11 protein-coding genes are annotated in these 14,952 nt (G+C 63.5%); 5 read left to right on the forward strand and 6 right to left on the reverse strand.

Translation table 11 applies throughout. From position 1 onward, the window contains the following. Positions 1-20 precede the first annotated feature (20 nt). From ABVN20_RS29245 to ABVN20_RS29270, 6 genes are all read right to left on the reverse strand, one after another. On the reverse strand, positions 21-896 hold the full coding sequence (locus tag ABVN20_RS29245; protein ID WP_368559260.1) for a LysR substrate-binding domain-containing protein: 876 nt from the start codon (positions 894-896) through the stop codon (positions 21-23). Positions 897-1,047: 151 nt separating this feature from the next. After that, positions 1,048-2,226 carry a hypothetical protein gene (locus ABVN20_RS29250; protein ID WP_368559261.1) on the reverse strand — a complete coding sequence of 393 codons (1,179 nt, stop codon included), beginning with the start codon at positions 2,224-2,226 and terminating at the stop codon, positions 1,048-1,050. A 99-nt stretch (positions 2,227-2,325) separates the two neighbouring features. Beyond that, complete coding sequence (locus ABVN20_RS29255) at positions 2,326-3,975, reverse strand: dipeptide ABC transporter ATP-binding protein (RefSeq protein WP_368559262.1); 1,650 nt, start codon at positions 3,973-3,975, stop codon at positions 2,326-2,328. 2 nt (positions 3,976-3,977) lie between these two features. Beyond that, complete coding sequence (locus ABVN20_RS29260) at positions 3,978-4,814, reverse strand: ABC transporter permease (RefSeq protein ID WP_368559263.1); 837 nt, start codon at positions 4,812-4,814, stop codon at positions 3,978-3,980. Continuing rightward, complete coding sequence (locus tag ABVN20_RS29265) at positions 4,811-5,764, reverse strand: ABC transporter permease (protein ID WP_368559264.1); 954 nt, start codon at positions 5,762-5,764, stop codon at positions 4,811-4,813. Before ABVN20_RS29265 ends, ABVN20_RS29260 begins: the two co-directional genes overlap by 4 nt. A 75-nt stretch (positions 5,765-5,839) precedes the next feature. Continuing rightward, on the reverse strand, positions 5,840-7,483 hold the full coding sequence (locus ABVN20_RS29270; RefSeq protein ID WP_368559265.1) for an ABC transporter substrate-binding protein: 1,644 nt from the start codon (positions 7,481-7,483) through the stop codon (positions 5,840-5,842). A gap of 361 nt (positions 7,484-7,844) precedes the next feature. On the opposite strand from ABVN20_RS29270, the gene ABVN20_RS29275 reads away from it, so the two are divergent. The 5 genes from ABVN20_RS29275 (at position 7,845) to ABVN20_RS29295 (ending at position 14,845) form a co-directional block, all read left to right on the forward strand. Next, positions 7,845-8,795, forward strand: coding sequence for a LysR substrate-binding domain-containing protein (locus tag ABVN20_RS29275; RefSeq protein WP_368559266.1), 951 nt, complete (start codon positions 7,845-7,847; stop codon positions 8,793-8,795). A gap of 206 nt (positions 8,796-9,001) precedes the next feature. After that, positions 9,002-10,426: an aldehyde dehydrogenase gene (gene aldA, locus ABVN20_RS29280; RefSeq protein ID WP_368559267.1), complete on the forward strand. Its 1,425-nt coding sequence runs from the start codon at positions 9,002-9,004 to the stop codon at positions 10,424-10,426. A gap of 82 nt (positions 10,427-10,508) precedes the next feature. Next, positions 10,509-11,828 (forward strand): nitrate/nitrite transporter, encoded by a 1,320-nt coding sequence (locus ABVN20_RS29285; RefSeq protein WP_368559268.1) that lies wholly within the window; start codon positions 10,509-10,511, stop codon positions 11,826-11,828. Position 11,829: 1 nt separating this feature from the next. Beyond that, the gene (locus ABVN20_RS29290) at positions 11,830-13,047 is read left to right on the forward strand and encodes a mandelate racemase/muconate lactonizing enzyme family protein (protein ID WP_368559269.1); all 1,218 of its coding nucleotides are present in this window, start codon (positions 11,830-11,832) and stop codon (positions 13,045-13,047) included. 190 nt (positions 13,048-13,237) lie between these two features. Further along, positions 13,238-14,845: a GMC family oxidoreductase gene (locus ABVN20_RS29295; protein ID WP_368559270.1), complete on the forward strand. Its 1,608-nt coding sequence runs from the start codon at positions 13,238-13,240 to the stop codon at positions 14,843-14,845. Positions 14,846-14,952: the final 107 nt, after the last annotated feature.

Consider the following 14,952-nt stretch of genomic DNA (forward strand, 5'->3'; position numbering starts at 1 on the left):
GGGGGAGGTGTGCAGCACGCTCAGGGGTTGCTGACCAACTCCAACCACTGCGTAAACAACCGCACCTTCGACAACCCCCACTTGTCATTCGCCACATCCAGCCAATAGCCATAAGGCCCGATCACCTCCACCGGGGTGATCGGCAGCAGGCTGCCGTTGGCCAGTTCCTTCTCGATCATCTGTCGGTCGATCACCGCCAACCCACCGCCGGCCAGGGCCGTGTGGATCACCTGGTCCAGGGTGCTGAATTCCAGGCCCGGCCCGGCGTCGACATCGTCGCGGCCCATGGCCGCCAGCCAGTTTTCCCAGACCTTCAGGCGTTTGCCTTCGTGCAGGATGTGCAGCAGGGGAAAGCGCCGCAGGTCCGGTGGCTGGTCGCCGTTGAACAACTCCGGGCTGGCCACTGCGATGTGCCGTTCCATCACCAGCAACTGGCTGTGGCAATGGCTGGCGGCTTGCTGACCGAAGCGGATGTGGCAGTCGATTTCCGCCAGGCTGTCGGCGCCCAGCTGGTTGGTCACGCTCAGGCTGATGTCGGGATAGCGCTGGACGAAGGCGCGCAGGTGCGCCGACAACCAGCGGGTGCCCCAGGTCGGCGGGGCGACGATGCGCAGGCGCTGGCGCAGGTTGGGCACGCGCACCGCTTGCAGGGCACGCTCGACATGGTCGAAGGCATCACTCAATTGGGCGGAGAGGGCGCTGCCGGTTTCGGTCAGGGTCAGGCCCTGGGGAGTGCGGATGAACAGCGTCACGCCCAGGTAGTCTTCCAGTTGCTTGATCTGCCGACTGACCGCGCCCTGGGTCACGTTCAAACCGAGCGCCGCCTGGCTGAAACTGCGATGCCGCGCGACCTCTTCGAAGACGCGCAGCATGTTGAGCGAGGGCAGTTGACGCATGAAAGAAGGGCTCCGTACCCGATGGTACGTACGAAATTTCTGAAGGCCCTATCTGACTATTTGTCATCGGTTGATGCAAGCGTTGTTTGTGCCGACGCCATCCCTGTAGGAGCGGGCTTGCCCGCGATGGCGCCCGCAAGGACACCCGTGATCAGAAGTAATACCCAATGTTCATATACAACTGATTCTCCCAATGATCCGTCCCCCCGGCCCCCAAACTCTGGGTGTAGCTGCTGCCGCCAATGTACGGATCGTTCTTGCCGATCAGCCACTCGGTGGCGATCCACAATTTGCTCAGCGAAAACGACGTGCCGAGGATCACCCGTTCGGAGGTCTTGAAGTCGCTGGCGGATTTGTCGAAGGCGCTGTAGTTGGCGTACAGCTTGATGCCGCTGAGCTGGTCGAACAGGTACTTGCCGGCGATGTCGTAGCTCAGGTCGGCGACGTACAGGTTGCCGCGACTGGCGACGTTGTAGGTGCCGTCGTAACCGCCCAGGGTCACCAGTTCGTCGGTGCCGGGGTTGCGTGGCGACATCTGCTGACGTGCGGCCTGCAACTGCACGCCCCACGGGCCGTTCTTGCCCAGGTAGTGCACGGCGGCGGCATTGCGGCGGCCATCGTTGTCGGTGTCGCGGTTTTCCAGGGTCGAGGTCAGGCCGGAGACGCCGACCTCGGATTTCCACGAACCGAGGTCGAACGATTTGGCCACGCGCAGCACCACGGTGTTGCGTTCCTGGTTGTCGCTGCCGTCGGCCACGTAGCTGTCGGCTTCGGAGACCACGCTGGAGTAGGTCACGCCGTTGCTGGTGCCCTTGCCCTGCCAGGCCGGGTGCAGGTAGTAACCGGCCTGCACGTTCCAGTCGCCGCTTTGCTGGATGTACTTGGCGCCGACCTGTTGCACGTCTTCCAGGCCAATGACGTTGCCCAGGGTTTCGTAGAAGGTGCTGCCAAAGTACGGTTGCAAGCCGAACGGCACGGTGTTCAGGCCCACTTGCACCTGCTGGTCGGGGTTGAACTTGTAACCGACCCAGGCGAACTTGGCGAACTGGATCGCGTCGTGGTGCTTGGTGTACTGGTAGGGGTAGGCCTTGCCGTAGAAACGGTACTGGGCTTCGCCGATCCAGGTATCGGAATTGTATTTGGCACTCAGGAACACCGTGTCCAGGCCGAACTCCTCGATGTCACGATCCGGGTCGTGGTCCCAGCGGGCACGGATGGCGCCGCCAAGGTCGAGGTTGTCGGTGACCTGGACCGCCATGGCCGGCGCCGCGAGGGCGCCCAGGACAGGCAGCAGAACGATGGAACGGATAGCTCGAGGGGTGGTGCGCACAGTCTTACTCCCGATATTTTTTGATTTTTATTGGCAACAGCAATCCCGACCGCAGCCAACGCTGCAGCACGGGGGAAAGGGTTTTTACGGCCGGGCGATCTAGGGTCTGATCAACCTCAACGCCGGGCCTTCGTCCACAAAGGCGGGTATCGCCGAGGCGCCAGGGGCGGCCGCCAGCAGCGTCTGGGTGTAGTGGTTCTGCGGGCGCAACAGCACCTGTTCGGCACTGCCGTACTCGACCACTTCACCCTGGCGCATCACCGCGATGGCATCGCTGATCTGCGCCGCGACCCGCAAGTCGTGGGTGATGAACAGGATGCTCAGGTTGAGTTTCTGCTGCAGGTCGGCCAGCAGCTCCAGCACCTGTTTCTGCACCGAGACGTCCAGGGCCGACACGCTTTCGTCGGCGATCAGCACCTCCGGGCGCATCGCCAGGGCCCGGGCGATGCCGATGCGCTGGCGCTGGCCTCCGGAAAACTGCCGCGGCTTGCGTTTGAGCGCGTCGCGCTTGAGCCCGACCTGCTCCAGCAGATCGCCTGCCTCGGCCCAGGCATCCTTGGCCGACAACCCGCGCAACTGCGCAGCGCGGGCGATGATGTCGCCGACCCGGTGCCGTGGATTGAGCGAGCCGTACGGGTCCTGGAAGATCATCTGAATGCGCCGCCGGTTGGCCGCCAGCGCCGAACCGCGCAGGGCCAGGAAGTCGGTGTCGCCGACCCAGACATGACCGCTGTCGCTGTCCACCAGGCGGATCGCCGCCTTGACCAGGGTGCTCTTGCCCGAGCCGGACTCGCCGACGATCGCCAGGGTCTTGCCCCGCGGCAGTTGCAGCGACACGTTGCGCAGTGCCGCCACCGAGCGCCCGCCAACGTTGTAGGTCTTGTTCAGATGTTCGATGCGCAACGCCAGCTCGCCGTCGGCGCAGGGCGCATGCAGTTCCGGGTGCAGCGCCGGCACCGCGGCGATCAGCTTGCGTGTGTAAGGGTGCGCCGGGGCGTTGAGCACCTGGTCGCGCTCACCGATTTCCACCAGGCGGCCGCCTTCCATCACCGCGATGCGATCGGCAATTTCCGCCACCACGCCAAAGTCGTGGGTGATGAACAGGATGCCGTGCTGGCCGCGTCCGCGCAGTTCGCGCACCAGCTTGAGCACTTGCGCCTGGGTGGTCACATCCAGCGCCGTGGTCGGCTCGTCGGCGATCAGCAGGTCCGGGTTCATTGCCAGGGCCATGGCGATCACCACCCGCTGGCACTGGCCGCCGGACAGTTGATGCGGATAGCTGTTGGCGATCCGGGGCGGGTCGGGCAGGTGGGTCGAGTCGAGCAGGGCGAGCATGCGTTCGCGGCGTTCCTCGGCGCTCATCTGCGGGGCGTGAATGTCGAAAATTTCCTCGACCTGCTGGCCGATGCGGATCGCCGGGTTCAGCGCCGCCATGGGCTCCTGGAAAATCATCGCGATGCGGTTGCCGCGCAGTTGGCGCAAGGCCTCCTGCGGCAGGCGGCAGATGTCATCGCCAAGGAAGTCGATCACCCCTTCGCTGTGGCGCAGGCCCTTGGCGTAGTCGCCCATGATCGCCGCCGACAGCACCGACTTGCCCGAACCGGACTCGCCGATCACGCAGAGGATCTCGCCCTTGCGCACCTCGAAATTGATGCCGCGCACGGCGTGGCTGCGGTCGGCGCCGGCCGGCAGCTCGATGGACAGGTTCTCCACACGCAGCACTTGTTGCAGATTGTTCAGGTCGCTCATGCTCAGCTCCTTGTGCCTTTCTGGGCGTGTTCGTCCAGGCCGTCGGCCAACAGGCTGAGGCCCAGCATCAGGGTGGAGATGGCAATGCACGGGAAGATCACCAGGTGCGGAAAGGCGATGGCCATGCTGCGGCCTTCGTTGATCATGCCGCCCCAGTCCGGGATCGGTGGCGGCAGGCCCAGGCCGAGAAAGCCCAGGGCGCCGATCATGATCGCGGTGTAGCCGATGCGCAGGCAGAAATCGACGATCAGCGGGCCGCCGCAGTTGGGCAGGATTTCCACCAGCATGATGCGCAGCGAACCTTCGCCCTGGGTGATGGCGCTGAGCACGTAGTCGCGCGAGCGGATGTCGATGGTCAGGGCGCGCATGATGCGGAAGATCGCCGGGGCGCTGGTGAAGGTCACCGCAATCAGGATGTTCAGCGCCGAGGCGCCGAGGGCGATGATGATCACGATGTACAGCACCAGCACCGGGAACGACAGCACGGTGTCGGCCACATAGGACAGCAAGGCGTCGACCTTGCCACCGAAGTAACCGGCGCACAGGCCCATGGCGATGCCCACGGCGAACGCGGTCAGCGTGGCGAGGATCGACCAGAACAGCACGGTGCGCGTGCCCCAGATCAGCCGCGAGAGAATGTCGCGGCCAATCATGTCGGTGCCCAACAGGAAGCTCTGGCCGTCGGGGTCCGCTGTCATGGGGGTGAGCAGCGGGCTGAAGCTGGCCAGCGGATCATGCGGCGCCAGCCACGGCGCGAACGCGGCGACCAGCACCCAGCCGCCCACGAGGATCAGGCCGAGCAACGCCAGGGGATGTTTGAACGAGTGCAGGAAGCTCATTGGCCACCTCCGCCAAGACTGCGCAAGGTGATGCGCGGGTTGAGCCAGGTGTAGGCCAGGTCGGAAAAGATCTTGGTCGCGCCGACCACCGCGCCGCTGATCATCGCGCAGGCTTCGATCAGGTAGACGTCGTGGTTCAGTGACGCGGTGTACAGCAGCGAGCCGAAGCCCTTGTAGGCAAAGAACACCTCGACCACGATCACGTTCGACAGCAGCCAGGGGATGTACAGCATGATCACAGTGATCGGGGCGATCAGCACATTGCGCAGGGCGTGGCGCAGCACGATGCGCGCGGTCGATGCCCCTTTCAGGCGCGCGGTGCGGATGTACGGCGCCTGCATCACTTCCACCATCGAGGCGCGGGTGATGCGCGCCAGGTAGCCGATGCCGAACAGGCACAGCACCATCAGCGGCAGGGCCAGTTCGGCACCACTGAATCCGTCGCTCATGCTGCTCACGCCCGGCAGCCAGTTGAGCCAGAACACGAAGATCGCCGAGACGAACACCGCACTGGCGAAATCCGGAATCGAGGTGGTGACGATCGACAGGAACGACACCAGGCGATCGATCATCGAGCCCTGGCGAATGCCGGCCAGCACGCCGAGGGTCAGGGCCACCGGCACCATCACCAGCAACGCCAGCCCGGCGAGAATCAGGGTTTGCCCAAGGTTGGGCAGCAGCAGGTTGATCACCGGTTCGCGAAAGTGCACCGAGGTGCCCCAGTCGCCGCTGACGAAGTCCTTCAACCACACCAGGTAGCGCCACAGGAACGGCTGGTCATAGCCATGTTCCACCAGCCACGCGGCGCGCTGGTCGGCGGCGGAGTAGGGGCCGAGGACGTTGATCGCCACGTCCTCGATGTTCAATTCCAGGGCGACGAACACGATCAGCGACACCGATAACAGGGTCGCGATCAACGCCGCCAGTTTGCGCAACAGAAAGTCAGCCATGGATGCAGGCTCCAGCAGGTCAAGAGGCCGGCCCGCCGCACCCCGAGGGTGGGCGAGCGCGTGTGCGGCTGCGTGTCAGGCGCTCAGCCAGACCTCGTCCATGGGGTAGAAGTCCGAAGGGTGGACCTTGAAGCCCTGGACCTTCTTGCTGGTGGCGGTGAACTTGTCACCCCAGAACGGCTGTACCATCACCGCGCCGTCCTGCAGGATGCGCTCGACGTCCTGCATGGCCACGGCGCGTTGTTTCGGGTCGATGATGCCCATGGCCTTGTCCAGCGCGGCATCGAACGCCGGGTCGCTGTAGTGGCTTTCGTTCCAGGCGGCGCCTGTGCGGTAGGCCAGCTCCAGGGACATCACGCCCAACGGGCGGTGGGCCCAGTAGGTCAGGCTGAACGCGGCCTTGTCCCAGATCGGCCAGTACTGGGTGGCCGGGATCACCTTGAGGTTGATGCGGATGCCGGCTTCCAGGCAGTTCTGTTGCAGGATCTGCGCGCAGTCCTGCTCGTAGCGGCCCTGGGTGTTGCCGACGATCAGGTCGATGTCGATACCGTTGGGGTAGCCGGCTTCGGCCAGCAGTTTTTTCGCCCCGGCCACGTCCCGCTCGCGTTTGGGCAGCGGTGCGTATTCGGGGTGGGACGGGGCCACGTGGTGGTCTTCGCCCAGGGTGCCCATGCCGCGATAGGCGATCTTGAGCATCTGCGCGTTGTCGGCGCACATCACCACGGCCTTGCGCAGGCGCACATCGCTGAACGGCTTCTGGTCGCAGGCCATGCGCATGACCACGGTCTGCGCCGATTTGCAGCTGAGCAATTGCGCACCCGGCAGGCGCTTGGCCAGGTCCAGTTCGGCGACGGTGATGCGGTACAGCACGTCGACCTGGCCGGCTTGCAGGGCGGCCAGGTGAGTGGAAATGTCGGTGCCCATGTCGACGTAGCGCAGCTCGTCGAGGTTGGCCGGCTTGCGCCAGTAATCGGCGCGCTTGGCGAAGGTGGCCTGCTTGTTCACCGCGAACGACACCAGTTTGAACGGGCCGGTGCCGATCGGGTTTTTCGTCCAGTCATCACCGGCCTTGAAGCTGCGGTGTACCAGGGTGCAGGTGAAGGCGCTGAGCATTTCCGGCACGGCCAGGATCGGGCGCTTGAGCACCAGGCGGAACTGGTACGGGCCGGTTTTCTCGAAGGCAGCGACGTCCTGGAACGCGGTGCGGTTGACCGACTTGGAATCGGCGGCGATCCAGCGATTGATGTTGTGCTCGACGTCGTCGGCGCTGAACTCATCGCCGTTGCTCCACTTCACGCCCTGGCGCAGGTTGAAGGTCCAGGTCTTGAGGTCTTCGGACGGGCTCCAGCTCTCGGCCAGGTACGGGTGGGTGATGTTGTCGGCATCGACCCAGGTGAGGAATTCCAAAGAGTTGCGCAGCAGGTTCGAGGCTTCGATCCAGGTGATCAGCATCGGGTCCTGGATTTCCTGGATGGCGCAGGCAAAACGCAGGCTGCCGCCCTGGCGTGGCGGCTGGTCATCGGCGGCGAACACCGAATCGCCCAGCAAGGCCGAGCCGACGAAGGTGCTGGCGCTGGCGACGGTGATGCCCAAAAGGGTAGCGGTACGCAGGAATTGTCGACGATTGATCTCGCCGCTTCTGACTTGGGTGCACAGCTGGTCGACCGCCGGGTGCGGCGCAGCGCCATCCAGGGTTTGCAACTCGTCGAGATGGGACATGGGGTAGCTCTCATGTTGTTTTTATTAGAGATGGCCGCAGTCTTGGCAACGCCCGCAAAATCGACAAACGATAATTTCAGCGGGCAAACCTTCGATAAACGCATGTTACTGGCAGGTGGCTATGCCGACAGTTGATCTAGACCATCGTTGTGGGAGCGAGCCTGCTCGCGATAGCGGTGTGTCAGGTGTGGAAATGTTGATTGTTACAGCGTCATCGCGAGCAGGCTCGCTCCCACATGGGTAGTCATGAACCTGGAGCAAGGATTGTCCGACACAACACAAAAATGCACGTTACTCAGGAAATCTCCTACAAGACGTGGGATGCTTTACACCTGCTCAGCCTTCCACGAGTGCCTTTTTCATGAAACGCAAAATGCCCGCGCTCAATGCGCTCAAGGCCTTCGAAGTGGCCGGCAGCACCGGCAGCTTCACCCGGGCCGCCGAGTTGCTCAACGTCACCCAGAGCGCGGTCAGCCGCCAGGTGCGCCAGCTCGAAGAACAGCTGGGGGAGAACCTGCTGGAGCGGCGTCATCATCACCTCGACCTGACCAGCGCCGGGCGGGTGTTGCTGCGGGCCTTGCACCAGTCGTTCGACAAGATCGAGTTGACGGTGCGCAGCATCCAGCAGAAAACCCATTCCAATCGCCTGCACATCAACGCGCCGCCGACCTTCACCCACCGCTGGTTGATGCCGCGCCTGAGTCGCCTGCGCGAGCAGCACCCGGACCTCGAACTGAGCATCACCACCCGCTTGCAGGACAGCCTGGCGGAAACCAGCACGCTCGATTGCGCCATTCGTTTTGGCAACGGCGAATGGGATGGCCTGGACAGTTCACTGCTGATCCAGGAACGGCACATCGCGGTGTGCGCGCCGTCCCTTTACGCGCGGGAGTGGAACGAGGAGGGCATCGACCTCAATCGCCTGACCCTGCTGCACGTGCTTGCCCGGGAAGACCAGCGCTACCTGACCTGGAAGCACTGGCTGGACGCGGCGAAGATCACCGGCGTCGATACCCAGGGCGGTTACGAGTTCGACCTGCTCGACCTGGCGATCCGCGCGGCCACCGATGGCCTGGGCATCACCATCGCCGACTGGCACATGGTCACCCACGAACTGGCCAGCGGGCAGTTGACCCAGGTGCTCAACGTGCACGTCGACGGCCATCAATCCTACTGGCTGGTGACCCGCCCCGAGCAAACCCAGATGCCGCAATTGCAGGTGTTCAGCCAATGGCTGCAGGAAGAAATCTGGCTGGCGCAGAGGCAACTGGAGCCTTCAACCGCCACCACCCCCAGCACCGCCTTCCTGTAGGAGCGAGCTTGCTCGCGATAGCACTGTATCAGCTAAAAAAATCTCGACTGACCCACCGCCATCGCGAGCAAGCTCGCTCCTACAGGTGTGGCTAAATGGGTAACCTGCATTTTTCGCATGTTACCCCGCTCAATAAATCGTTTGTTCAAACCCCGTCGGATGCCAAAACTGCCCCCACTGGATAAAAACAACGATGGGCGATTCACATGCGACTCGAGCGAAATTTTGTTAACGGCCACTTCATCGAACCGGCCAGCGATGCGCTGATCGCGGTCTACAACCCGGCGACCGAAGCGCTGGTGGGCCACGTCTCGGCAGCCTCGGCCGATGAAGCCACGGCTGCGGTCGAAGCCGCCAGCGCCGCACAGAAAACCTGGGGCAAGCTGACCAGCATCGAACGCGCCGAACACCTGCGCGCCTTCGCTGATGCCCTGGACGCCTGCGCCGAAGACATCGGCGCCGCCCTGGCCGCTGAATCCGGCAAGAGCGTTGCCGATGCCAGCAACGAAGCCCGTTACGCCGCGCAGATCACCCGCTACCACGCCGAGTGGGCGCGGCGGATCGAAGGCGAGATCATCCCCAGCGACACTCCCAACGAAAGCCTGCTGCTGCACCGCGAGCCGATTGGCGTGGTCGCCTGCCTGATCCCGTTCAACTACCCGGTCTACACCCTGCTGCGCAAGATCGCCCCGGCGCTGATCGCCGGCAACACGGTGGTGGTGCGCCCGAGCAACAACACCCCGACCTCGGCGTTCGAAATCGCCAAGGCCGTGCAGCAGGCCGGTCTGCCGGCCGGGGTGGTGAACATCCTGACCATGGACCACGGCACCGCCGCCACGGTGTGCACGCACCCGGCTGTCGGCCTGATCACCCTGACCGGCAGCGTCAACGCCGGACGCATCGTGCTCGAATACTGCAAGGCCAACATCGCCAAGCCGTCGCTGGAGCTGGGCGGCAAGACCCCGGCGATCATCGAGGCCGATGCCGACCTGGAAGCCGCCGCAAGCGCCATCGTCGCCTCCAAGACCACCCACTGTGGCCAGCTGTGCACGGCGGTGGAGCGGGTCTATGTGCAGGAAAGCGTCTACGAGCAATTCCTCGGCCTGCTGAAACAGAAAATCAGCGCGGTGAAGTTCGGCGACCGTGCCAGCGATGCCAGCCTGATGGGGCCGCTGGTCAATGCCAGCTCGCAGCAGAACATTCACGCCATGGTCGAGCGCGCCGTCGCCGACGGTGCTGTACTGGAAACGGGTGGTTTCATCCCGCCGGGCAACGGTCATTTCTATCCGCCAACGCTGCTCAGCGGCTGCCGCCAGGACATGGAAATCATCCAGGAAGAAATCTTCGGCCCGGTGTTGCCGGTGCTCAAGTACCGCGACATCGACGAAGCGCTGGCCATGGCCAACGACCATCAGTTCGGCCTGTCCTCGGTGCTGTACACCGAGAACTACCGCACCACGATGAAGGTCGCCAACGCCATCGAGGCCGGCGAGCTGTACGTCAATCGCACCCCGGCGGACCCGTACCAGGGCTTCCACGCCGGCTGGAAACGCTCGGGGTTGGGCGGCGATGACGGCAAGCACGGCATGCTCGAATTCACCCAGACCCGCCTGGTGGTCATGAAGTACTGATCCGCCGCTGAACGTTACACGCTGCACCCATAAAAACAATTATCAGGGGCACCCGGACGCCGGGTGCCCTGAGGTTCCCCAGATGTCCAAGCATGCCTCCACCGCTGCCGCTGTTCAGGGTTCGAACGCCGGTTCCAAAAGCCACAGCGACAAGGGAAGTCGTTACCTGCAACTGATGCTGCTGGTCCTGGCCGCTGGCGCAATCTACCCGATCCTGTACCTGCGCCAGGTCTATCAGACCACCATGCTCGAAGTGTTCCAGATCAACCACAGCGAGCTGGGTTACCTGTACTCGATGCTCGGCACGATCTTCCTGTTGTCCTACCTGCCGAGCGGCTGGCTGGCCGACCGCATCGCCCCGCGTTTCCTGATTTTCTTCTCGCTGGTGGCCACCGGCGCCCTGGGCCTGTGGTACTCCACGGCGCCGTCGATGACCAGCCTCATGATCATCTTCGGTTGCTGGGGCCTGACCACCGGCCTGACGTTCTGGGCCTCGGTGCTCAAGCGCGTGAAGATGATCGCCCACCACTCCGAGCAGGGGAGGTTCTTCGGTATTCTCGATGGCGGCCGCGGCCTGGTCGAGGCGCTGCTGGCCACCGTCGCCCTGGCGCTGTTCGCCTACGCCACCGAAACCCGTGGCGAGTCGACGGCCGAAGGTTTCCGCCATGTGGTCTACCTGTACGCCTTCACCTGCATCGCCATCGGCTGCGTGCTGGTGCTGATCAAGGACCCCAAGTCGATGCAGGACACCGCGCCGGTGGAGCAGGGCAAGTTCAACCTGCTCGCCGACCTCGCCACCCTGGTGAAAATCCCCGAGCTGTGGCTGGTCACCGCCATCGTGTTCTGCGGTTATCACATCTTCTGGGCCACCTACAGCTTCTCCGATTACCTGCAGGGCGGCGGCATGACCGCAGTCATGGCCGGCACCATCACCACCATCAAACTGTGGATGCGCCCCATCGGTGGTATCGGCGGCGGCTGGCTGGGTGACAAGTTCTCCAACATCTCGGTGCTGGTGGTCGCGCTGTTCCTCGCGACTCTGGCGATGGTCGGCCTGATCGTGTTCCCGGCGCTGGGCAGCATGGGCCTGCTGATCGCCACAGTGATCTTCATCGGCCTGATGACCTATGCCATTCGCGGCCTGTACTGGGCGATCCTCGACACCTGCGCCATCCCGCTGCGCATCACCGGCCTGGCCATCGGCATCGTCTCGGTGGTGGGTTACCTGCCGGACACCTTCATCCCGTTGATCAACGGTTACCTCACCGAACATTACCCCGGTGCCCTGGGTTACCAACTGTATTTCGGCTACATCGCCAGCGTCGGCCTGGTCGGGACCCTCGCGGCCCTGGCACTGCGCGCTCGCGTCAACCGTCCAAACTTGAACAAGGCAGGTGCCTGAGATGAAAATCGTCGCCCTCGAAACCCATATCGTCGCTGTTCCGCCACCGCACATCGGCGGCATGTACTGGCTGTTCGTCAAACTGAAGACCGCTTGCGGCATTGAAGGCGTCGGCGAAATCTACGCCGCGACCTTCGGCCCCAAGGCCATGCTGCCGATCATCGAAGACGTGTTCGAGCGCTACCTGCTCAACCAGGACCCGCACCACATCGAGCGCTTCTTCCGCCAGGCCTATTCGAGCGGCTTCACCCAGCGCCCGGACCTGACCATGATGGGCGTGGTCAGCGGCCTGGAAATGGCCTGCTGGGACATCATCGGCAAGGCCGCGAACAAGCCGGTCTACGAGCTGCTCGGCGGCAAGGTCAACGAGCGCCTGCGTTCCTACACCTACCTCTACCCGGTCAACAGCAAGGGCGAGTACGACTACGACGACCCGGACCTGGCCGCCGAGTGCGCCATCGAGAACATGAACAAGGGCTTCACCGCCGTGAAGTTCGACCCGGCCGGGCCGTACACCGCGTATTCCGGGCACCAGATTTCGCTGGAAGTGCTGGAGCGCTGCGAGACCTTCTGCCGCAAGATCCGCGAAGCGGTGGGCGACAAGTGCGACCTGCTGTTCGGCACCCACGGGCAGATGGTGCCGTCCTCGGCGATCCGCCTGGCCAAGCGCCTGGAGAAGTACGACCCGCTGTGGTTCGAAGAGCCGGTGCCGCCAGGCCAGGAAGATGCCATGGCGCAAGTCGCGGCCAAGACCAGCATCCCGATTGCCACTGGCGAGCGGCTGACCACCAAGTACGAGTTCTTCAAGCTGTTGCAGGCCGGCGGTGCGTCGATCCTGCAAATGAACGTCGCCCGCTGCGGTGGCCTGCTGGAAGCCAAGAAAATCGCCAGCATGGCCGAGGCGTATTACGCACAGATCGCCCCGCACCTGTACAACGGGCCGATTGGTGCCGCCGCGAGCTTCCAGCTGGCCACCTGCACGCCGAACTTCCTGATCCAGGAAAGCATCATGACCTGGGGCGGCTTCCATGCCGAAGTCCTGACCAAGCCATTGCAGTGGGAGGACGGCTACATCATCCCGTCCACCGAGCCGGGCCTGGGCGTGGAGCTGAACATGGACGTGGTGCGCCGGCATTCGCCGTACACCGGCGAGCGCCTGCACCTGCAAATGGCGCCGACCCCGGCGGACGTCAAGGACACTTCGCCGGCCAAGGGCTGAAGGGATTTTTTTCACCGGAGATCAGGCATCCACACAAGCCCCCTGTAGGAGCGAGCTTGCTCGCGATAGCGGACCATCAGTAACGAATGTGTCGACTGACACTCCGCCATCGCGAGCAAGCTCGCTCCTACAGGGGCGGTGCAGGGTCGCTTCCGGTTCATCTGTACAACGACTTACGCGGTAACCGTGCATGACATACGACTACATCATCGCTGGCGCTGGCGCCGCAGGCTGCGTCCTGGCCAATCGCCTGTCGGCATCCGGCAAACACACGGTGCTGCTGCTGGAAGCGGGCGGCAAGGACAGTTCGCCGTGGTTCAAGATTCCGGTCGGCTTCGCCAAAATGTATTACAACCCGACCTTCAACTGGATGTACTACAGCCAGCCACAGAAACAACTGAACAACCGCGCCATCTACGCCCCGCGCGGCAAGGTGCAGGGCGGTTCGGGCTCGATCAACGCGATGATCTACGTGCGTGGCCAGGCCCATGACTTCGACGACTGGGCAGCCAACGGCAACGACGGCTGGGGCTTCAAGGATGTCCTGCCGTACTTTCGCAAGCTGGAAAACCATCCGCTGGGCGACAGCGAATACCACGGCGGCAGCGGCCCGATCAGCATCACCCCGATGAAGGGCCAGACCCACGCCATCTGCGATGTGTTCCTCGAAGGTTGCGATGAACTGGGCTACCCGCGCAGCGATGATTTCAACGGGCCGAAATTCGAAGGCTCGGGGATCTACGACGTCAACACCCGCAATGGCCAGCGCAGCTCCAGCAGCTTCGCCCACCTGCACCCGGCATTGAGCCGGCCGAACCTGTCGGTCGAGCACTACGCGCTGGTGGACCGCGTGTTGTTCGACGGCGAGCGTGCCACCGGCATCAGCATCACCCAGCACGGCGTGGTGCGCACCTTCAGCGCGAAAAAGGAAGTGATCCTGTGCGCCGGTGCCGTCGACACGCCGAAAATCCTGCAACTGTCCGGTGTCGCCGACCAGGCGCTGCTGGCCAAACACAGCATCCCGATGGTCAAGCACCTGCCGGCGGTGGGGCAGAACCTGCAAGACCATTTGTGCGCCAGCTATTACTACAAGGCCAACATCCCCACGCTCAACGACGAGCTGGGCTCGCTGTTCGGCCAGTTCAAGCTCGGCCTCAAGTACCTGTTCACCCGCAAGGGCGCGCTGGCGATGAGTGTCAATCAGGCCGGCGGCTTCTTCCGCGGCAACGAGCAGCAGAGTCATCCCAACCTGCAGCTGTACTTCAACCCGCTGTCGTACCAGATTCCGAAGAACAACAAGGCCAGCCTCAAGCCCGAGCCGTACTCCGGCTTCCTGTTGTGCTTCAACCCGTGCCGGCCGACCAGCCGCGGGCACATCGAGATCGCCTCGAAAAACCCGCGCGACGCAGCGCTGATCGACCCGAACTACCTGAGCACGCAAAAGGACATCGACGAAGTGATCCAGGGCAGCCGCCTGATGCGCAAGATCATGCAGGCGCCGGCGCTCAAGGGCATCACCGTGGAGGAAGTGCTGCCAGGGCCGGTGGTCGAGACCGACGAGCAGATGTTGCAGTATTTCCGCGAGAACAGCGGTTCGATCTACCACCTGTGCGGTTCCTGCGCGATGGGCGCCGACGAGCAGCGTTCGGTGGTCGACAAGCGCCTGAAAGTGCACGGCCTGCAAGGGCTGCGGATTGTCGATGCGTCGATTTTCCCCAACGTCACGTCGGGTAATACCCATGCCGCGGTGCTGATGGTGGCGGAGAAGGGCGCCGACCTGATTTTGCAGGACGCTTGATTTTTCACCTCGCCCTGGATCAAAAATGAATTTCCGCGAAGCCCGTTGCTCATACTTGTAAGCAGCGGTTTCGAGCCCGCGAAATCATCAGGTATTCAGGGAGTGGC

It is taken from the genome of Pseudomonas sp. MYb118 (assembly GCF_040947875.1).
Lineage (GTDB): Bacteria > Pseudomonadota > Gammaproteobacteria > Pseudomonadales > Pseudomonadaceae > Aquipseudomonas.